2 protein-coding genes are annotated in these 24,988 nt (G+C 27.0%); both read left to right on the top strand.

Annotated elements, in window-relative coordinates:
* The first annotated feature begins 34 nt into the window (after positions 1 to 34).
* Complete coding sequence (locus H9661_RS09365) at positions 35 to 16,213, top strand: non-ribosomal peptide synthetase (RefSeq protein WP_191768435.1); 16,179 nt, start codon at positions 35 to 37, stop codon at positions 16,211 to 16,213.
* 114 nt (positions 16,214 to 16,327) lie between these two features.
* Entirely contained in the window at positions 16,328 to 24,916 is an 8,589-nt protein-coding gene (locus tag H9661_RS09360; RefSeq protein ID WP_191768433.1) for a non-ribosomal peptide synthetase, read from the top strand.
* Positions 24,917 to 24,988: the final 72 nt, after the last annotated feature.

Below are 24,988 nucleotides of genomic sequence, written 5' to 3'. Positions count from 1 at the left end.
TAAAAAAAGGGTTTTAATAAAGGGGGAGAAATTAATGAGTGTAAAAAAAAATAGTAAACTTGAATATTGGCAAGATAGGTTAAATGGCGAAATACCAGTAACTAATATTCCAACAGATTATAAAGTATCTGTCAATAAATTTCAAGAAAAAATTATAAAGTTTAGTTTGGAGGAAGAATTAAGTAATAAAATTGATTGTATTACAGAAAAAATGGGAGTAAAAAAATTTGATTTTTTCTTGTCTTTATTTTACATAGCACTGTCCAAAAAAAGTGGGCAAGAAGATATTATTGTAGAGATTCTAACATCTGAAAATATAGAATCTAATATTATAGACAATAAACATATTCCAATCAGAAATTATCCAGCTTCCACTAAATATTTTAGTGCTTTTCTAAAGGAAGTTAATAAAAATTTGAAAGAAGATTTAAAACATAAGAACTTTGATTTTACTAAATTGTTAGACACGCTTGCTCCTGAAAAAACTGGTGATACTTTATCCGAAGTTTTTTTCAACTATATAGGTGATGGTAATGAAATAGATTTTAAAGCAGGGGAAAGAAATGAATCAGGTTGTAACTTTTTAGGAAATATGTTTTTAGAAATAGTAGAAAACACTAATACATATAGTTGTAGTTTAAAATATAACTGCAATGCTTTTGAAGAAGAGACTATTGATAGATTTAAAGAACATTTTATTAATACTCTAAAGTTAATATTACATAATTATGAAATTAAAATAAGTGACATTGATATAATTTCTGAATATGAGAAAGAGCTAATTCTAAATAGGTTTAACGACACAAAAAAAGATTATATGAGCGAAAAAACTATTTATAAATTATTTGAAGAACAAGTTATAAAAACACCAAATAATATTGCAGTAATATTTGAAGATAGACAATTAACTTACAAAGAGCTTAATGATAAATCCAATCAATTAGCAAGAGTATTAAGAGAAAAAGGTGTTAAGGAAGAAAGCGTAGTAGGAATTATGCTAGATAGATCACTAGAAATGATAGTAGGAATTATGGGTATATTAAAAGCAGGAGGAGCATATTTACCAATAGCAACTCACTATCCTATCCAAAGAATTGAATATATGGCTAAGGATAGTAAGATGACTGTTTTATTATCTCAAGAAAAATATTTAGAAAAACTATCAGAAATAGAAGATATATTAACTATTTTAAATGTTGAAAGTGATGATTTATATAAAGGAAACTGTGAAAATTTGGTACCTTTAAGTACATCTAAAAACTTAGCATATGTAATATACACTTCTGGTTCTACAGGAAAACCAAAGGGGGTTATGATAGAGCATCATTCAGTTATAAACAGAATAAGCTGGATGCAAAGCAAATATCCAATTTCTCCTGATGATGTAATACTTCAAAAAACTCCATATACTTTTGATGTATCGGTATGGGAGATATTTTGGTGGTCTTTTGTGGGCGCAAAGGTTTGTATGTTGTACCCTGATGGAGAAAAGGATCCAGATAGAATTATTAATGCTATAAGCAAAAACAAAGTAACAACTCTTCATTTTGTTCCATCTATGCTAAATGTATTTTTAGATTATATTGAAGATTTCAATAGTGATAATTATGCCGATAAATTAAGTAGTATAAAGCAAGTATTCTGTAGCGGTGAAGCACTACATGTTGAACAAGCTGATAGATTTAATAAAATGTTATATAGAAAAACTGGAGCAAAGCTAGCAAATTTATATGGTCCAACAGAAGCGACCGTTGATGTATCATATTTTGATTGCTCAGAAGATACAGAACTAAAAAGCATTCCAATTGGAAAACCTATTGATAATATTAAACTATATGTTTTAAATAAAGAAAAGAAACTTCAACCAATAGGAATTCAAGGAGAATTATACATATCAGGTGTAGGAGTAGCAAGAGGTTATCTAAATAACCCTACTTTAACTGCTGAAAAGTTTATAGAGAATCCATTTGTCCCTGGAGAAAAAATGTATAAAACAGGTGATCTTGCAAAGTGGAATTCAGATGGAAATATTGAATACTTAGGAAGAATAGACCATCAAGTTAAGATTAGAGGTTTTAGAATTGAATTAGGTGAAATAGAAAAAGAAATATTAAAGTTTAAAAACATGAAAGAAACTGTAGTTATAGATAGATTGGACAATGGTGGAAATAGATATCTATGTGGATATATAGTTTCTGATGTAACAATAGACGTTAAAGAACTTAAAGATTTTCTAAATAAATCATTAATTGAATATATGGTTCCACCATATATAATACAATTATCAAAAATGCCACTTACTGATAATGGTAAGTTAGATAGGAAAAAGTTACCTGAACCTAATATCACACAGTTAGAAAGAGAATATATAAAGCCATCAACAGAATTAGAGATAAAAATTGAAAGTATATGGAGTGAGATTTTAGGATTATCTCAAATAGGAGTAACTGACAACTTCCTAGAATTAGGGGGGCATTCATTAAAGGCAATAAGTATAGTAAGTAAAATAAGAAGAAATCTTAAGATAAAAATTAAGGTTGCTGATATATTTGAAAATCCAACAATACAAAAGTTATCACAATTTATTGAAAAACATAATTTTAAAGATGAAACTGAGATTTTAGAAGAATATGATGGAATTAAATGCATCCCAGAAAAGGAGTTTTACGAAACATCATTTGTTCAAAAAAGAATGTATGCTATAAATCAAATTGATCTAGAAAGCATAAATTATAATGAACCAGAAATATATACTGTATATGGAAATATAGATAAGCAAAAGTTTGAAAATGCATTACAACAGCTGATAAATAGACATGAATCATTAAGAACAAGTTTTCACGTAGTAGATGGAGAAATTGTTCAAAAGATTAATAAAAATATTAAGGTTCCAATAGAATATTTCAAGTATAGTGGTAACTTCAGTAATATGGAAGAATATATTAACAAGCAAATTGACAATCTAATATATCCTTTTAACTTAAGCAAGGCACCTCTTATTAGATTATCTGTTATTGAACTTGATGATATAGATATTATAGTTTTAGATATTCATCATATAGTTACTGATGGTATTTCAAGCGAAATAATAATTAAAGAGCTTGTAGACCTATATGAAGGAAAAACTCTAGATAAATTAGAAATTCAATATAAAGATTTCGCACATTGGCAAAATAATTTATATAAAAATGGTTATTTAGATAATCAAGAAAAATACTGGCTTGAAAAGTTTAAAGGGGATATCCCTGTGCTAAATATGCCGACAGATTATAGTAGACCAGCTTATCAAAATTTTAATGGAAACACTATTTTCTTTAATATAAGTGCTGATTTAACTACAAAATTAGATAGCATTGTAAAGAAAACAGGCACAACAAGATATATGTTGCTAGCTACTGCATTTATGGTGGTTTTGTCTAGATATAGTGGTCAAGATGATATAGTTATAGGAACTCCTTCTTCAGGAAGAAGTAATGATAGTTTAAACAATATTGTTGGAATGTTTGTAAATTCGCTTGCAATTAGAAATAAACTTAATCCTAACAGCACTTTTATTGAAACACTTAATGAAGTAAAAAATACTATATTAGATGCTTTTGAAAATCAAGATTATGATTTTGCTAATTTAGTTGAAAAGTTAAATATAAAGCAAGAAGCTAATAGAAATCCTATTTTTGACATAATGTTTTCTGTACAAGACTTTAATTTAAACTATGAAGATAGTAAAACAATTAAATTAAAAAGATATTTAAGAAAAGATACTATAGCAAAACTTGATATGACAGTAATTATGAATGATAACTATGAAGGGTTGATTCAATACAAGACTAAACTATTTAAATATGAGACTATTACAAGATTCATTGATAATTATAAAAATGTATTAAATCAACTAGTATCAAATATAGATATAAATCTTAATGAAATAGAAGTTGCAACTGAAAAGGAAAGAGATACTATTCTAAATGGTTTTAATAATACAAAGACAAATACTTTAATTCTTAAAGGTGCTAAAGAGATGTTTGAAGAAACTGCAAAGAAACTCAAAGATAAACCTGCACTAATAAGTAAAGATGGAACAATAACTTATAAAGAATTAAATGAAAGGGCTAACCAGATAGCTCACTTATTAAGAAAGAAAGGTATTGGTAGAAACAATATTATAGGAATTCTTTGTGATAGAACAATCGAAACAGCTATTTCTATGATAGCAATAATAAAATCAGGGGCTGCTTATTTGCCAATAGATAATAATTATCCACAATCAAGAAAGAAATACATGATTGAAGATAGCAAATGCAAAATGTTACTAGGAAACATAAAACAATTATCTCAAGATGATTTTAATGAATATAATATAGAAACATTAGTTACAGACAATAAAGAAATATGTAAAGAAAGTATAGAAAATTTGGAAAGTATAAATGAATTAGATGATCTTATGTATACAATATATACCTCAGGATCAACAGGAAAGCCAAAAGGTGTATGTTTGTGTCAAAGAGGGTTAATTAATAGATCGTTAAATTGCATAAATCCTAGTAGAGAAGATCGAATATTACAAGTTATTTCACTTTCATTTGATCCATCAGTTTTGGATATTTGGAAAACGCTATTAAATGGTAAAGAGTTATATATTGCATCTAATGAAGAAATAATGGATTTAAATTCATTAGAAAACGTAGTAAAAACATTTAAAATAACTTCTATGCAGATGCCATCAGCTTTATTTGCAAATGTAGTTTCTGAAAATGTTAATGTATTTAACGGAATTAAAGAGTTAACAGTTGGTGGTGATGTTCTTTCTTCTAATGCAGTTGCAATTTTAGTTGCGACTTATCCAGATATAAAAATAATAAATGCCTATGGACCTACTGAAAACACTATAATTTCAACCGAATATGTAATTGAAAAGTCATGGGATAAAGACAAAACAATTCCAATAGGAAAGCCAATAAATGACTCTAAAGCATATATTGTTGATAAATGTGGCAAGTTATGCCCAATTGGAGTGCCAGGAGAACTATTAGTAGGTGGAGTAGGAGTTGCAAAAGGATATTTAGATCGTAAAGAACTTACAAAAGATAAGTTTATAGATAACCCATTTGTTGAAGGTGAAAGCTTATATAAAACTGGAGATCTTGCAAAGTGGTTAGAGGACGGAAATATAGACTTTCTAGGAAGAATAGATAATCAAGTAAAAATAAGAGGTTTTAGAATTGAACTAGGTGAAATTCAAGCTGAACTTTTAAAAGATGAAAAAGTAAAAGAAGCTTTAGTCATTGAAAATAAAGATAATAGAGGTGTTGGATACTTATGTGCATATGTTACTAGTAATGAAAAGATTTCCTCAGAAAAAATGAAGAAAAGTTTAAGTTTCAATTTACCAGATTATATGATACCAGCTTATATTATCCAAATTGAAGGATTGCCAATGACTTCAAATGGGAAGATAGATACAAGCTTGCTACCTAAACCTGATTTATCTCAAAATATTAATGAATATATAGAACCAATAAATGAGCAAGAGCAAATAATGGCTGATATATGGGGTGAGGTTTTAGGAATAGATAAAGTAGGTACAAATTATAATTTTTATGATATTGGTGGAGATTCAATAAAGGCTATACAAATTGTATCAAGACTTACTAAACATAAAATTAAGATAGAAGTTAAGGATATCTTGAAATACAAGACTATAAAAACTATTTCAAATTACATTAAAAAGTTTGAAACTAATATATCACAGGATTTGGTAGAAGGAGAGATAATACCAACACCTATTATAAAAGATTTTACTAGAACTTCTAAAAAGATATTTAACCATTTTAATCAATCTATGATGATATACAGTAAAAAAGGTTTTGATGAAAACAACATAAAAGAAGCTATGAATAGGATTTTAACTCATCATGATGCCTTAAGAATGATATTAAAATATGATGATAACAAAATCACTCTGTACAATAATGGGTTAACTGAAAACTTATTTGGTTATGTTAGATTTGACTTTACTAAAAATCTAGAATATGAAAAAGCAATAGAAATGGAGGCTGAAAAGTTACAACGATCTATCGATGTTGAAGAAGGGCCTTTAGTAAAATTAGCATTATTTAAAACAAAGAATGGAGATCATTTGCTTTTTGTAATTCATCACCTTGTTATAGATGGTATGTCTTGGAGAATATTATTTGAGGATTTTTCCAATGCATATAGAGCCTTAGAAGAAGAAAGAGAAATAAAATTTCCTCTAAAAACAACTTCTTTTAAAGATTGGGCAAAGAAACAATATGAATATGCAAACAGTAGTAAATTCCTTAAAGAATTAGAGTATTGGAATAGTATTATACCAAAAGAGCCACTAGGAAAAATGCCAAAATACAATGTGACAGATGAAATATTATTTAAAGATATGAATTCTAAGACTATTACTTTAGATAAAAATACAACAAAGAAATTATTAAGAGAAACTAATAGAGCATATAATACTGAAATAAATGATATTTTATTATCTTCATTAGGAATTGCTGTTAAAGAGTGGAGTGGAATTAATAAAGTAGCCGTAACATTAGAAGGCCATGGAAGAGAAAATATAATTGAAAATGTAGATATTACAAGAACGATTGGATGGTTTACAAGCTGTTTCCCAGTAGTTTTAGATTTAACTGACAATGACTTGGCGTCTAATATAAAAAGAAATAAAGAGATCTTGAAAAAGGTACCAAATAAAGGTATAGGATTTGGTATGTTAAAACATTTAACAGAAGATTTCAATAAAAATAAAGAAAACTTTAATCTAAAAACAGAAATAAGTTTTAATTACTTAGGGCAATTTGATGAAGATGTTAATAATGAATTATTTGAGTTTTCAAATATATCAAGTGGTACAGAAATAAGTCCTGAATTTAAAGCAACAGATAGTATTCAGATAAATTCAATGGTACAAAATGGACAATTAAAAGTAATTATTGAATATAACACTAAAGAATACACTGACGAGGTAGCAACTAAATTTATTGATATATTGAAAGAAAAAATAGAGCTTGTAATACGTCATTGTAGTGAAAAGCTTGATGTTGAGCTAACACCTACAGATTATGGAATTAATGATTATACATTAGAAGATTTAGAAGAGATTAGATCATTTATTAAAGAAAATGTTGATGAAGATGCAATAATAGAAAGTATCAATAAGCTTATTCCTATTCAAGAAGGAATGTTATATACGTATTTAAATGATAAAAATACAACTGCATATGTATTACAAATGGAATTGGAAGTAAAGGGTAAATTGGATTTATCTATATTAAATAAGGCTTATAATGAATTACTTAATAGATATAGCATTTTAAGAACAGTAATTTTTAATCACTGGAAGCATCCAGCGCAAATAGTTATTAAAAATAGAAAAACAGAAATCATATATGAAGATTTTAGCGAAAAAGATAATGTAGAAAAAGATTATCAAGAATATGCTAAAGAAATTATTAACAAAGGTTTCGATTTAAGTAAGGATGTATTATTTAAAGTAAGTGTAGTTAAAACAGGTGATAAAGATTACAAGGTAGTAATAACAGCTCATCATATAATCATAGACGGATGGTCCAATTCTATAATTATTAACGAGTTATTCAATATATACAATGCAATAGAAAAGGGAGAATCAATTCCTAAAGAAAACTTAAGATATGAGGAATACTTAGCATGGCTATCTAAACAAAACAAAGAAGAAGGGCTTAACTATTGGAAAGAATATCTTGATGATTATAATGAAACTTCAATACTTCCAGCTAAAAAGAATACTACAGGAAATTATAAAGAAGGAATTTTAAACTTTTCTATAGATAAAAATCTTAGTGAAAAACTAGATAAAGTTGCAGTTAAGTGTGATGTTACACTGAATACAGTATATCAAGTTGCATGGGGATTGGTACTTCAAAAATATACTTCAAGTAATGATGTTGTGTTTGGAACTGTTGTCTCAGGAAGATCAGCAAAAGTTACTAATATAGAAAAGATGGTTGGAATGTTTATAAATACTATTCCAGCAAGAATAAAAGCTGATGACTGTGTAACAATACTAAATCTTTTACAAAAAGTACAACAAGATAACAATAATACAAAGAAATATGAGCATATTGCTTTATCAGAAATTCAAGAGATTACACCTTTAAGAGATCAATTAATACAAAACATAATGGTTTTTGAAAATTATCCAATTGATAATAGCAAAAATTATGAGGAAAGTTTAATTGTAAAAGAACTAAAGTCAAGAGAACAAACTGATTATCCTTTAAATATATCATTTGAAAAACAAGATACATTAAAAATTCAATATATGTACAACAAAAATATATATGATGATGAATTTATTGAACAATTAACTAATAAATTAATTTCAGTATTTAAAATAATGATCAATAATGTTGAAACATCAGTTAAGGATATAGAAAAAGTAGATGAAATAGAAAAGAGAAGAATCTTAATTGATTTTAATAATACAAAGAAAAAGTATAAAAATGATAAAACAGTAAAAGAAGTATTTGAAGAACAGGTAATAGAATCTCAAGATAAAACTGCTATCGTATCTAGAGGAGAGAAAATAAGCTATAGAGAGCTTAATGAAAAAGCAAATCAAATTGCACGCTTGTTAAAGGAAAAAGGTGTAGGTAAGGGAACTATTGTCCCAATAATATGCGATAGAAGTTTGCAAACTATAGTATTAATGGTTGCTACAATAAAATCAGGAGGAGCATATTTACCAATCGATGAAGAATATCCAAAATCAAGGATAAGATATATGCTTGAAGATAGTAAAAGTAAGATATTGCTAGCAAAGGAAAGTGAATATACACGATTAGATTTAGAAAATTTAAATATAGAATTACTAAAAATAAATGATAAGGATTTAAATGTAAGTAAAGAAAACTTAGAAGACTTAAATGGACCTGATGATCTAGCTTATGTTATTTATACTTCAGGATCTACCGGAAATCCTAAAGGTGTATGTTGTAAAAATAGAGGATTAATTAATCTTGTTAAAGATCCAGAGTACATGGATAAGAAAGAGCTTGAAAGAGTATTGCAATCAGGATCTTTATCCTTTGATGCATCTGTATTCCAAATTTGGATCACTTTATTAAATGGTGGTGAGATTCATTTAGAAGATAAGAGTCTGACAATTGATGAAAAATCATTGCAAGAATATGTAACAAGAAATAAAATAACCTTTATGCTTATACCAACTCCTTTATTCAATCAATATAGTCCAGAGATATTCAAAGGCGTAAAAGCTTTGTTAGTCGGAGGAGATGTTCTTTCCAGCAAGCAAGTATCTAAATTAACAAAAATGTATAAAGATTTGAAAATTATTAACGGTTATGGCCCAACTGAAAATTCAGTTGCATCTACTATGTATGGAATTATAGGAAATTGGGAAGAAGATCACAAAATACCTATAGGTACTCCTATTCAAAATTCAACAGCTTACGTAATGGACTTAAATAATAAGTTGTTACCAATTGGAATAGCAGGAGAATTATATGTAGGTGGAGATGGAATTGCAAAAGGATATTTAAATAGAAGTGAACTTACTAAAGAAAAGTTCATTGAAAATCCATATAAACGAGATGAAATAATATATAAAACTGGAGATTTAGTAAAATGGCTTCCAGATGGCAATCTAGATTTTATAGGAAGAGTTGATAATCAAGTTAAGATAAATGGATTTAGAATAGAGCTTGGTGAAATAGAAGCTAAACTTTTAAAACATAATGAAATAAAAGATGCAGTAGTAATAGATAGATTAGATAGTAAAGGAAATAAGTACCTATGTGGATATATAGTTGCCTTAAGAGAAATGTCTTCATTAGAGATAAAGGAATTTTTAAGGAAAGAACTTCCTAACTACATGATTCCATCATATATAATGCAACTTAAGGAGATGCCACTAACACCAAATGGAAAAACTGATAGAAAAGCCTTACCAAAACCTGATCTTTCAAAGGAATTAGATAATGAATATGTTGCACCTAGAAATGATGTAGAAGAAAAATTGGCAAATGCTTGGAGTGAAGTACTAGGTATAGAAAAAATAGGCGTTAAAGATAATTTTTACGATATTGGAGGAGATTCTATAAAATCTATGCAGATAGTATCTAGAATCAGAAAATATGGTATTATACTTGAAATTAAAGATATACTCGAGTATAAAACTATTGAAGTATTATCTAAGCATGTTAAAAAGGATATGTTAGAGTTTTCTCAAGGAGAGGTAAAAGGAGAAATTGAATTGACCCCTATTATGAAAAAGTTTATAGGTATTAAAAAGAATGTCTATACTCATTTTAATCAGTCTATGATAATTCATAGTTATGAGGGATTTGATGATGATAAAGTTCAAAAAGTAATGAAAGCTATTGTAAGCCATCACGATATACTAAGGAGCGTTTTAAAATATACTGATACAGTTAAGATGTATAATCGAGGAATTGAAGAGAAATTATTTGATTTTGCAAAATATGATTTAAGAGAAATTTCGGATTTTAAAGCTTCCATTGAAATAGAAGGTCAAAAGATTCAGGAATCCATGAACACTGAAAGTGGCCCACTAGTAAAACTAGGGTTATTTAAAACACAAAAAGGAGATTATTTGCTTTTTGTAATACATCATCTTGTTATTGATGGAATGTCTTGGAGAATTTTATTCGAAGATTTCTATAATGGCTATAGTGCATTACAAAATGGACAAGAAATTAAACTACCTCCAAAAACAACTTCATTTAAGGAATGGGCTAAAAAGCAAGTTGAATATGCACAAAGTCCAAAAATTCTAGCCGAGTTAGAATACTGGAATAATATTGTCCCACAAGAGCCTTTAGGAAAAATGCCAAAGTATAATGTGGTTAAGAATTTGTTGTTTAAAGATATGCAATCAAAAACTTTTACTTTCAATAAAGAAATAACAAATAAACTACTAAAGGATACTAATAGGGCATATAACACAGAAATAAACGACATCTTATTGTCAATATTAGGAATTGTCACTAAAAAGTGGAGCGGAAATGATAAAGTAGCGGTAATGTTAGAAGGTCATGGAAGAGAAAATATAATTGAAAATGTGGATATAAACAGAACAATTGGATGGTTTACAAGCTGCTACCCAGTAGTTTTGGATACTAGTGACAGTGATATAGGTTTAAATATAAAAAGAAATAAAGAGATTTTAAGAAAAATTCCTAATAAAGGTATAGGCTATGGAATACTAAGATATCTAACACAAAATGATGCTGTAGATATTGAAAAACTTGATATAAAAACTGAAATAAGTTTTAACTATTTAGGTCAATTTAATGAAGATAAAAATAATTCAATATTTAAACTTACTAACTTAAGAGGAGGCCGTGATGAAAGTACTGAATTTGAAGCTATTAGTAGTATTCAAATAAATTCACTTATACAAGATGATCAATTAACTATAAGTATAGATTTTAATAAATTAGAATATTCCGAAGAAGTAGTTGATAAGTTTATTAGAATATTTAAAGAAAATTTAGTAAAGGTAGTAGATCATTGTTCTCAAAAAGAAGAGGTAGAATATACACCAACAGATTATGGAATAAATGACTATACATTAGAAGAAGTTGATGAGTTAAAATCCTTTGTTAAATCAAATATAGACAATAAAGCAATTGTAAGTAAGATTAATAAATTATCTCCAATGCAAGAAGGTATGCTATACACCTATTTAAAGAACGAGTCTAGCAATGCATATGTACTACAATTAGAATTTAATATACATGGAGAATTAGATTTGGAGATTTTAAAAACTTCATATGAGCATTTATTACACAGGCATGATATTCTAAGAAGCATAATATACAGCAATTCCAGACATTCGGCGCAAGTTGTTTTGGACAATAGAGATAATGAAATTTATTATGAAGATCTTACTCATGAAATTAATACTGAAGAAGCTTGCAAGAAGTATGTAAAAGCGTTGCTTGAAAAAGGATTTGCTTTGGACAAAGATATATTGTTTAAACTTAATGTCGCTAAATTAGGTGAAAAATATTATAGGTTAATAATATCTATCCACCATATAATAGTTGATGGCTGGTCAAATGCAATGTTAATAAATGATTTGTTTGACACTTATGAAAGGTTAGAAAATGGTGAAAAATTAAATTATGAAATTAGCACTAGCTATAGCGAATATATTAAATGGTTATATAAGCAAGATAAACAAGATGGCATTAAGTATTGGGCAAAATATCTTAATGACTATAACCAAATTGCTTCGTTACCAAAAAAAGATAATGCAGTAAATAAAGAATATAACCATAGAGAACTTATAGAACAACTAGATATTAATACAACAAGAAAATTACAAGAAATATCTAATAAGTATGGAGTAACTCTAAATACAATTTGCCAAACAGCTTGGGGGCTATTGTTACAGAAATATACTAATAGCGACGATGTTGTATTTGGTATGGTTATGTCTGGAAGACCTCCTGAGATTAAGGGAATAGAAGAATCAATAGGTATATTTTTAAATACTATCCCTATCAGAATAAATGCTAAAGACAATGAAATAATTTCTGATTTGTTAAAGCAAGTACAAAATGAAGTTAATATGAGTAATAAATATCAATATATAGCTTTATCAGATATTCAAGACCAAAGCGAACTAAGACAAAATCTTATTCAACATATTACAGTATTTGAAAATTATCCTGAAAGTAACAAGTCAAATAAGAAATCTACTATAAAAGTCGAGGAATATCATACAAGAGAACAAACAAGCTATGATTTGGATATTTCATTTATACTAGAAGGAAATTTAAAATATAGAGTTATGTATAATGAAAGTGTATATGAAAATGAAGTTATATCAAATATAACTAAGCAGCTAAAGATTATATTTGAATTTATTTCTGAAAATGTTACTCAATTAATATCTACTATAGAAATATTAGATGAAGATCAAAAGAAAATGATATTAACTGATTTCAACGATACTAAGAGAGAATATGAAAGCAATAAAACAATAAAAGAATTGTTTGAAGAACAGGTAATAAAATCATCAGACAAAATAGCTATTATATCAAGAGGTCAAAAAATAAGTTATAAAGAGCTTAATGAAAAGTCAAATCAAGTTGCACATGCATTAAAAGAAAAGGGAGTAGGGAAAAATAGCATTGTCCCAGTAATATGCGATAAAAGTATGGAAACTATTGTTTCAATGCTAGCTATAATAAAAGCTGGAGGTGCATATTTACCTATTGATGAAGAATATCCAGAACTAAGAATAAGGTACATGATTGAAGATAGCGGAAGCAAAATAATGCTAGCAAAAAGACATCAAATTGATAAGCTTAACTTAGAAAATTTAAATATAAGGATTATGGAGATAGGTTCAAAGGAATTTGACAATAAAGGAAAAGAAAATCTAGAGGATACAAATGGACCTGATGATTTAGCATATATCATTTATACTTCAGGTTCTACTGGAAATCCTAAGGGCGTATGTGTAGGCAATAAAAATATAATTAGATTAGTTAGAAATCAAGATTATATGGAACTAGATTACAATGATAAAATACTTCAAACAGGTTCAATTGCTTTTGATGCCTCAACTTTTGAGATATGGGGATCCCTTATAAATGGATTAACACTATATGTTGCAGAAAAAGATTTAATTTTAAATCAAAAAAGATTGAAAGAATATTTGAAAGAAAATAGTATTTCAATAATGTTTATGACAACAGCATTATTTCATCAATTATGCAATATTGACGTAAGTACTTTTGATAATCTTAAGTATTTGTTAGTAGGTGGAGAAGCTTTAGATACTAACCAATTCAATAAATTTAGAGAACATAATAACTCTACATTATTTATCAACTTGTACGGACCAACAGAAAATACAACATATTCAACATCTTTCTTATTAAACCAACATGACATATGGGTTGAAAATACTACAATCCCAATAGGTAAACCTATATCAAATTCAACAGCATATGTAATGGATAAAAACTTAAGATTATTGCCACCAGGGGTTCCAGGAGAACTATGTGTTGGAGGAGATGGATTAGCAAGGGGATATCTTAATAGAGAAGATCTTACAAGGGAAAAGTTTGTTGAAAATCCATATGTAAAAAGTGAAAAGATTTATAGAACAGGAGACTTAGTAAGATGGTTACCAGATGGTAACATAGAGTTTTTAGGAAGAATTGATTATCAGGTAAAAATACGTGGTTTTAGAATAGAACTAGGAGAAATAGAGAGAGAAATTTTAAAACATGAAAAAGTTAAAGAAGCTGTTGTAATAGATAGGCTAGATAAAAATGAAGACAAGTATCTATGTGGATATATAGTCGGAAGTGTAACTCAGGCTGAAATAAAAGAATTCCTAAAAAATACTTTACCAAGTTATATGATACCAACATATATTATTGAACTTGACAGTATGCCGATTACTGGAAACGGAAAAATAGATAGAAAACTATTGCCTGTTCCTAATCATTCTCAAGTAACCTCTAAATATATTCCACCTAGAGATGAGATAGAAGAAAAACTAGTAGATATTTGGAGTGAAGTATTAGGAGTAGAGAAACCTGGAATAACTGATAACTTCTTCGAATTGGGAGGACATTCATTAAAGGCAACAAATGTATTATTGAAGATATTAAATACATTCAACGTGAAAATAAAGATAGAAGATATATTTGAAAAAGCAACTGTAGAAGAGATGGCAGCGTATGTGAAGAGTTTAATGATTTCTGTAAAAGAGATAGATACATTAGGATTAGATGAGAAAAGTTATTATGATAAAAAGATTGAAGTTGCACCACAGAAAGATTATTATGAATTATCCTCAGCACAAAAGAGGATGTATGCAATAAATCAATTAAATGTAGATAGTACAAATTATAATGTCCCAGGAGCATATTTGTTTAATGGAAAGCTAGATATAAATAAACTTCAAAATGTATTTAATGAAATAATAGCTAGACATGAAAGTCTAAGAACGAAATTTAGCGTTTTAAATGGATTATTTATCCAAGAAATTGAAGAAACTATTAATTTCAAAATCCAACATTTCAAATATGATGATATTGATGAAGAAAATCAAGAGGAAATAGCAGAATTAATACAAAAACATATTATTCCATTTTATTTAGATAAAGCACCTTTAATTAGAGTTGATTTAATAGAATTAAAAAATAATAGTATCTTGTTTATTGATATGCATCACATTATAACAGATGGTGTTTCTATGAAAATTATAATTGAAGAATTTATTAATCTATATGAAGGTAAAAAATTAGAACCAGTAAAATTACAATATAAAGATTTTTCGGAATGGCAAAATAATTTAATTAAAACAGGACAAATGAAGAAACAAAAAGAATTTTGGCTTAAATATTTAAGTGATGATCTTGAAAAACTAGATTTGCCAAAAGATTATATAAATGAAGATAAATATTCTTTCGAAGGAAGAAGTCTTGACATTAAAATTCATAAAGATACATTACTAAAAATAGATGAATATTCAAAGGAAAAGCAACTAAGTAAGTATATATTTATGCTTGCTACTCTAAATATATTACTAAATAAATATACCTTACAGAAAAATATAGTAATTGGAACACCTGTATCTGGAAGAAATAATTTAGATTTGAACAATATAGTTGGAATGTTTGTAAATACATTACCAATTAAATGTACAGTAGAGGATGAAGTATCTTTTGAAAAATTATTAAATGAAGTGAAATTGAATTCGTTGCAAGTATTTGAAAACCAAGATTATCAAATAGAATTTATGTTACAAGAACTTATGAAACAAGGTTTAATGAAGGATAATAATATATTTGATGTGATTTTCTCTTATCAATATGATGATTTTTCATCTATTTGTCTTGATGGTACTAAGTTACAAACACTTGAATTAAAAGCAACTGCCTCTAAAAATGAGTTAACAATAATTGTAGCTGAGAATTGTGATGGACTAACAATAGAATGTGTTTATGATTCCTCTTCATTTAAGGCAGATACAATAGAAGAGTTATTAAATAATTACAAAAATATTATTGAAAGGGTACTTGAAGAACCGAAAGTTTTATTAAAAGATATTAAATTAATTGAAGAAAACATATCAGACAATAATGATAAAAATATAGAAGACTTTTCGTTTAATTTTTAGTTAAAGCTTTGCTCAGATTATAAAAAGGCGAGTAATTCATTTGCTCTCCTTTTTGTAACCTAGCAATATATCAAAACTTTTTGTTATTCAATAAAAAAACTATGGGGGATTTTTATGCGAGAATTAATAAATAAAAAAGAAATGAAATATTGGACTAACCTTTTAAAAGATTATGATGAGATTACTAGCTTTAATATAAAAAAGAATAATCATATAAATAATGAATACCAAACAGAATCTTTTATAATTCCTGAAGATCTATCTGTTAGATTAAATAAAATATCTAATAATTCTGAATTGCCATTATATGTTTTTCTAGTAACGATCTTAGGAATACTTATCAGTAAATATAATACTAACAAAGTATGTATCGTATCTCCAACATATAAAAAGGAAGAAAATAAAAATGCTGTAATCTTTCCTATGGAAATAGATGACAATATAAGTTTTAAGCAACTGGTGGTAAATACAAAAAACATAGTAATTGAATCTTATAAAAGAGAAAATTGTCCTATTGACAATATTATACATAGTTTAGAAAAAGAAAATATAATCGATATAACTGACGTAGGCTGTGCTCTTAGCAATATTCATAAAGTTGATGATTTGAAAGAATTAGGCTTAACATTAATATTCTGTTTTTCAAAAGAAAATAATTTAACAAAATGTAATATTCATTACAATATTAATGATAAGACTTTGGTTAGAAATCTATTCAATCAATTTTTATCATGTTTAAGAAACATATTAATTAACATGGATGTTAAATTAAGAGATGTAGAGATTATTAATGAAGATGAGAAAAATATAATAATAAATAAATTTAATGATACAAAGGTAGATTACCCAAAAGATATGTCAGTAAAAGAGTTGTTTGAAAACACAGTCAAGGAATTTTCTAAGAATATAGCTATAATATCTAATGGAAAGAATTTAACATATGAGGAGTTAAATAATAAATCTAATCAGTTAGCGCATTTACTAGCAGATAATGGAGTAACTAAGGGAAGTTTGATACCAGTATTATGTGATAAGAGTATGGAAACAATTATAGCTATAATTGCTATTATTAAAAATGGTGCTGCCTATGTACCAATTAATGAAGATTATCCTCAATCAAGAGTTCAATATATGATTGAAGATTGTGGTAGCAATCTTATTATAGGAAGAAGAGAAACACTAAACAAATTTGATTTTAAAGAAATAACTCCTATAATATTAGATTTTGAAAGTTATGATTTATTAAATCAACCTACAGAAAATATTTCTACAGGTAATATTAATTCTGATGATTTAATATATATTATCTATACATCAGGTTCTACCGGAAATCCTAAAGGAGTATGTGTAGAAAATAAAAGCGTAGTAAGACTAGTTAAAAATCAAAATTATATAGATTTAAAACTTGATGATAAAATACTTCAAACAGGATCTATTGCATTTGATGCTTCAACTTTTGAAATATGGGGTGCACTTTTAAATGGATTAACAGTGCATATTGAAAGTAAAGAATTAATTTTAAATCCTAAAATGCTTAAGCAATATATACAAAAGAACAATATAACAACTATGTTTATGTCTACAGCATTATTTCATCAAATATGCAATGTTGATGCTAGTACTTTCGATGACATTAAGTCCTTGATGATTGGTGGAGATGCTTTAGATAGTAATCAGGTTAATAAATTAAGAATAAATAATAAGTCTACGATAATCATAAATGGTTATGGGCCAACTGAAAACACTACATTTTCTACTTATTTTTCTATAGACCCTTTAAACATGTGGGATAAAAAAATTCCAATACCAATAGGGAAACCTATATCAAATTCAACAACTTATGTAATGGATAAGAACTTGAGACTTTTACCAGTAGGTGTTCCAGGTGAATTATGTGTAGGGGGAGATGGAGTAGCAAGAGGATATTTAAATAAAGAAGAGCTTACAAAAGAAAAATTTGTACAAAATCCTTATATAAAAGATGAAATTATTTATAGAACTGGAGACCTAGTAAAGTGGCTACCAGATGGAAATATAGAATTTTTAGGAAGAATTGATAATCAAATTAAGATACGTGGTTTCAGGTTAGAACTAGGAGAAATAGAGAGAGAAATTTTAAAACATGAACAAGTTAAAGAAGCTGCTGTCATAGTTAGATTTGATAAAAATAAAGAAAAATATTTATGTGGATATATAGTTGGAAAAGTAAGTCAAGATGAAATAAAAAAGTTTCTAAAAAAGACTTTACCAGAATATATGATTCCTCCATACATATTAACACTTGAAACCTTACCACTTACTAATAATGGAAAGGTTGATAAAAAACTTTTACCTGAACCTAATTTAAATGAAAAAACTAATAAGTACGTTGCACCAAGTAATGATGTAGAGAAAAAAATGGCTCTTGTATGGAGTGAAGTATTAGGAGCAGAAAAGATAGGTATTAAAGATAACTTTTATGATTTTGGAGGAGATTCTATAAAGTCTATACAAATCGTATCAAGGCTTAAAAATTTAGGACTAAAAGTGGATATAAAAGATATTCTTGACCATCAGACTATTGAAAAAATATCTAAGTATGCAAAAACAGAAGAAATACAAATATCTCAAGATGAAGTTGTTGGAATATCTATGCTTACTCCGGTAATGAAAAAATTCTTACAAGAAGATAAAGAAGTAATGAAACACTTTAATCAATCTACACTAATTTACTGCAAAGAAAAACTTGAAATAGATAAGGTAAAATTGCTTTTAAAGGAAATAGTAATTCATCATGATGCACTAAGAATAAATCTAAATTATGGAGAAGAAATAAGTTTATATAATAAAAAAATAGATGAAAACTTATTTAACTTTAAATTTTTTGATTTATCTCATGAAGATAACTTTAAAGAGCAGATAGCCAAAGAAGGACAATTATTAAAAGAATCAATAGATCTAGAACATGGTCCATTAATGAATGTTGGATTATTTTCAACTAACAAAGGGGATTATTTACTTTTTGTAATTCATCATATAGTTGTAGATGGAGTATCTTGGAGAATAATTCTTGAAGATTTTTATAACGGTTATAAATCATTATTACAAGGGAAAGAAATAAAATTTCCTAAAAAGACTACCTCATTTAAAGAGTGGACAGAAAAACAAATTGAGTATGCAAATGGTAACGCTTTGTTAAATGAATTAGATTATTGGAGCAATTTAGCTGATACACACTTGGATGAACTTCCTAAGTTTAATAAAGCAGATAAAATATTAATTAAGGACATGATTTCTAAAAATATTATAATAGATAAAGAAGCTACACAAAAACTAGTTATGGAAACAAATAGGGCTTATAATACTGAGATTAACGATATTTTATTATCTGCCCTTGGAATTACTATTAAAGATTGGTGTGGTGCAAAAAATGCAGCTATAACCTTAGAAGGCCATGGTCGAGAAGACATAATAAATGATGTTGATATAACTAGAACAGTAGGTTGGTTTACTAGTTGTTACCCAGTTATACTTGATATGAGTGATAATGATATTAGTACAATCATTAAACGAAATAAAGAAGTTTTAAGGAAAATACCAAATAAGGGTATTGGTTATGGAATATTAAAATATTTAACTAGTAGTAAAAATAGAAAAAATAGAGATATGACAATAGAAACAGATATTAGCTTTAATTATTTAGGGCAGATAGATTCAAATTCTAATAACGAGTTATTTACTTATTCAAATCTATCTACGGGCAGTGATATTAGTAATAATTTCGAGTTAAAAGATAGCATTCAAATAAACTCGCTAATTCAAGAAGGAAATTTAAAATTTAATATTGACTTCTGTAAATTAGAATATAAAGAAGATGAAATTGAAAAATTTGTTGAAATATTTAATAAAAATATTTATGGAATAATAGAACACTGCTCCACTAGAAAAGAAGCAGAACTTACACCTACAGACTATGGAATAAATGAATATTCTCTAGAAGATGTAGAAGAATTAAAGCAATTTATAAAAAATAATATAGATAAAGATATTAATATAAGCAAGATAAACAAATTAACACCTATGCAGCAAGGAATGCTATTTACGTATATGCAAAATAAAGAAACTACAGCTTATGTTATACAATTAGAACTTAATATTAAAGGAAATCTAAAAATTGAATCCTTAAATAAAGCATATAATATGTTAGCTAAAAAATATGATATCTTAAAGACTATCATTTATAGTAATTCTAAACATCCTTCTCAAGTAGTTTTAGAGAATAGAAATTTCAAAATATATTATGAAGACTTTACTAAAAGCTGTAATAAAGAAAAAGATTATTCAGTATTTAGCACTGAATTAGTAAAGAAAGGTTTCGATTTAAGCAAAGACATATTATTTAAATTAAGCATAATTAAGATGGATGATAACTCTAGTAGACTTATATTCACTATCCATCACATAATAATTGATGGATGGTCAACTAATATTCTTATAGGAGATTTGTTTAAGTTTTATGAAGATATAGAACGAGGAGAAAAACTTAATATAGAAAATAATATTAATTTTCATGAATATATCAAATGGCTGTATAAACAAAGAAAAGAGGATGGACTTGCATACTGGAAAAACTATTTAGATGGATATAATCAAATTGTTGAGTTGCCTAAAACAAAGTCAAAAAGCACTAAATATAAACAAAAAAACTTAATGTGGGATTTTGGTAAAGAGGTTACAAGAAAATTAGAGGGAATATCTAGTCAATGTGGAGTAACTCTAAATTCAATATGCCAGTTAGCATGGGGAATTCTTCTACAAAGATATAATAGAACTGATGATGTTGTTTTTGGTTCTGTAGTTTCAGGTAGACCACCAGAAATAAATGGGATAGAAGAAATGGTAGGTATATTCATAAATGCAGTCCCTGTAAGGATAACTGACAATGGAAAAATAACAGTAAAAGAAATGCTTAAAGAAGTTTATGAAAAAGCAAATCAGAGCAGAAACTTTGAATATTTATCTTTAGCTGAAATTCAAGACCAAAGTGAATTAAAACAAAATTTAATTCAAAATTTAACTGTTTTTGAAAATTTCCCATTTAATGAATTAGATAATTGCAATAATGGTATAAAGATTGATTTTATCCAAGGAAGAGAAGAAACAAATTATGACTTTAATTTATCCTTTGTTTTGGAAGATAGTTTAAAGTTGAAAGTAATGTACAATGAGAATGTTTATACAACTTACTTAATAGAAAAAATTACAAATCAATTAGCTAAAATATTTAAAGAAATTACAAATAACATTGATCAATTAGTTTCAAATGTTGACATAGTAACACCTGAAGACAAAAATATAATTCTTAATGAATTTAATAATACCAAAGTAGATTATCCAAGCAATAAAACAATACAAGAATTATTTCAAGAACAAGTAGAAAGAACTCCTAATAATATTGCTTTAGTATTCGATGATAAGGAATTAAGTTATAAGGAATTAAATGAGAAAAGTAATGCTCTAGCTATAACATTAAGAGAAAAGGGAGTTATTCCTGAAACTATAGTAGGAATAATGATAGATAGATCTATGGAGATGATAATAGGTATAATAGCTATACTTAAAGCTGGTGGGGCATATTTACCAATAGATACTGAACTACCATCCGATAGAATAAATAACATGTTAATAGATAGTAACGCAAATATTTTACTAACTCAAAGTAGCTTGATGAATAAGGTTGATTTTGAAGGTGAGATTATAGATATTACCAAAGAAAGTGCATACTCTAACGATTGTAGGAATATAAAAAATATTACAAAGTCAAATAATTTGGCATATGTAATATATACTTCTGGAACTACAGGGAAACCAAAAGGAACTTTAATAGAACATAGAAGTATTTTAAATACTTTATTATGGAGATGTAGTTATCACAACTTTAATAAAAATGATGCAGTACTGCAAATAATGGCATATTGTTTCGATGGTTCAGTAGGAGATATATTTACTGCACTTATTTCAGGGGCTAAATTAATTTTAATAAGTAAAAATAATCTTTTAAATGTTAAATATTTAAAAGAAATTATGTTAAAAGAAAAGGTCACAAGTCTTCTAATCTCACCAGCATTTTACGGAACACTTTTAGGAACTGGTTTAGAAGGAATAACTGCTTTAAAGAAAGTAACTGTAGCTGGAGAAAGTTTACAAAAAAAAGTGTTAAAAGAGCATTTTAACAGATTCCCTGATATAAAACTTGTTAATGAATATGGACCTACTGAGAATAGTATTTGTGCAACAGTATATAAAATAAATAGTGCCTCAGAAAATGTATCAATAGGAAAACCTATTAATAACACAAGAATATATATATTAGGAAAAAATGGACAAGTTCAACCAATTGGAGCCCCAGGCGAATTATGCATAAGTGGTAGTGGACTAGCTAGAGGATACTTAAATAATGAAAAAATAACAAATGAAAGATTTGTAGATAATCTCTATGAACCTGGTGAAAGAATGTATAGAACAGGAGATTTAGCAAGATGGTTGCCAGATGGAAATATAGAATTTTTAGGTAGAATAGATCATCAAGTTAAAATACGCGGTTTCAGAATAGAGCTAGAAGAGATAGAAAGTAATTTATTAAAAATGGATGGCATTACTCAGTCTGTTGCTACGGTAATAGAGGAAGAAAATAATAAATATATTTGTGCATATTTTGTGTCAAATAAAGATTATAATCCAAAGAAATTAAGAGAATATTTAAAGAATAGAATTCCAAGTTATATGATGCCTACCTATTTTGTACGGATTGATAAAATATCATTAACTGTAAATGGTAAAGTTGATAAAAAGAATTTACCAATGCCTCAAGAAGAAAATGGAATTAGAGCAAAATACCAACCTCCTACAACTAATACAGAAAAAGAAATTGTAGAAGTTTGGGAAAAAGCTCTTGAAATTAACAAAATAGGACTACATGATAATTTCTTTGATATTGGCGGACAATCACTTAAGGCAATAAATATAGTATCGCAACTAAAAAATCTTGATTATGATATTAATATAAATGATCTATTTACAAATCAAACAGTTTTTGAATTAGCATGTACGTTAGAGCAAAGAGATAAAGACAAAGCAATTAATATCAATAATAATATAGAAGTTGAAAAGTTATTAATGGAGACTTTTGGTATAGAAAGTAAATTAGAAACTAAAATTCTTAATAATAAACAACTCTCTATATTATATGTAAATAATTTAGAATCAAATTCTTGCAAAGAAATATTAAAATTATTATCTAGTTCTGTAACGAATGACATTTTTCCAAATTACATTTTAGATGGATCTAAAGAAAATGAATTTCTTATTTCAAAAAATCAGGATTATAAACTTCTTCTATGTAATCTTGTAGATAAATTCAAATCATCTTTTAGTAATGTTGAAACCGAAAAGTGTGAATTAACTGCTATTCAAAGATTGAATATAACTACAACAATATCTACCCCTTCTTTGTGTGCAATAGGCTTTGATAACTATATAGATATTGATGTACTTAAGAAAGCAATAATATATACAATAAGAACCTTTGATAACTTAAGAAGTATTTTATCAAAAGAAGGAGATCATATTTTCTGGAGAAAGATAGTTAATGATGAGTGTATCAATAACTTATTTATCCCATATATAGATTTATCTGAAGAAGATGTAAATAAACAAGATGCAATAGTTAAGGATCTTTTTTATGAATCCTTCACTCAAGAATATGACTATAATAATGTATTATACAGAATTTTAATAATTAAGAAGAACTTAAAGGATTATATAGTTTATATACCTATAAATCATTGCATATTTGATGGAACAAGTAATTTAATTCTTCAAAGTACTATCAAAGAATATTACAATAAATTGATAAATTGTCAAGAGATCAATTTGAAGAAGGTTAAACCATATAGTGAATATTCAAAACAGATTACTAAGGGACCAGTAAACTCAACTGAAGAAGAGATAATTAATACTTATAAATTAGAAAGTTATTGTAGCTATTCTAAAGAAATAGAAGAAAAATTGAGTGAAGTTTCCAAGAGATGCGGATTTGTCAAGGCAAAATTACCTATACCAAAGGATTATCAAGACATTTTTAAAAATAACTCTTGGGAAATTGCTTGCAAAATTATACAAGAATTTTTTATGCATTATATAAATGCAACTAAGATACCACTACAAGTAATAAGTTATGGAAGATTGTATGAAGATAAAAAATTTAACGATGTTTTTGGTGAATGTATAGATCGAATACCTATAATAATTGATAAAGAACAAATTAATACTATCACTTATAAATATTGTGAAAATCTTTTAGAATATGCATCTAAACATAATATAAACTTTTTAACATTACTTAATGATTACAAATTAAGTAATGAGTATAAAAAGATCGGAGAGCTGCTAAACACTTTCTCTGACGATAGAGAAAATTATAATATAATTCTAAACTTTTTAGGTAATATGGATATTGATCATGTAGAAACAAAAAATTATATAAGTGATTTAATGCAAAATTTTAATACTAATAAGATAAACAGGAATACTATTGGCTTTACTATTAATTACTCAAGTGATTATTTATATTTAACATGTTTCACTTTCTTATTTGAAGAAAGTGAAAGAATCCAAGAGTTTTTGCAAAATTCCTTAGACCATATTCTAAAAAATGAATACTAAGGTTGTTTAGAAGAATATTTCGAGAAACAATATTGATACTTTAACTAGCAATATTGTTTCTCTATAAATTAG

Source organism: Clostridium cibarium (assembly GCF_014836335.1).
GTDB lineage: Bacteria > Bacillota > Clostridia > Clostridiales > Clostridiaceae > Clostridium > Clostridium cibarium.
The sequence above is the reverse complement of the archived record's forward strand: the minus strand, read 5'-3'. Positions and strand labels throughout refer to the sequence as shown.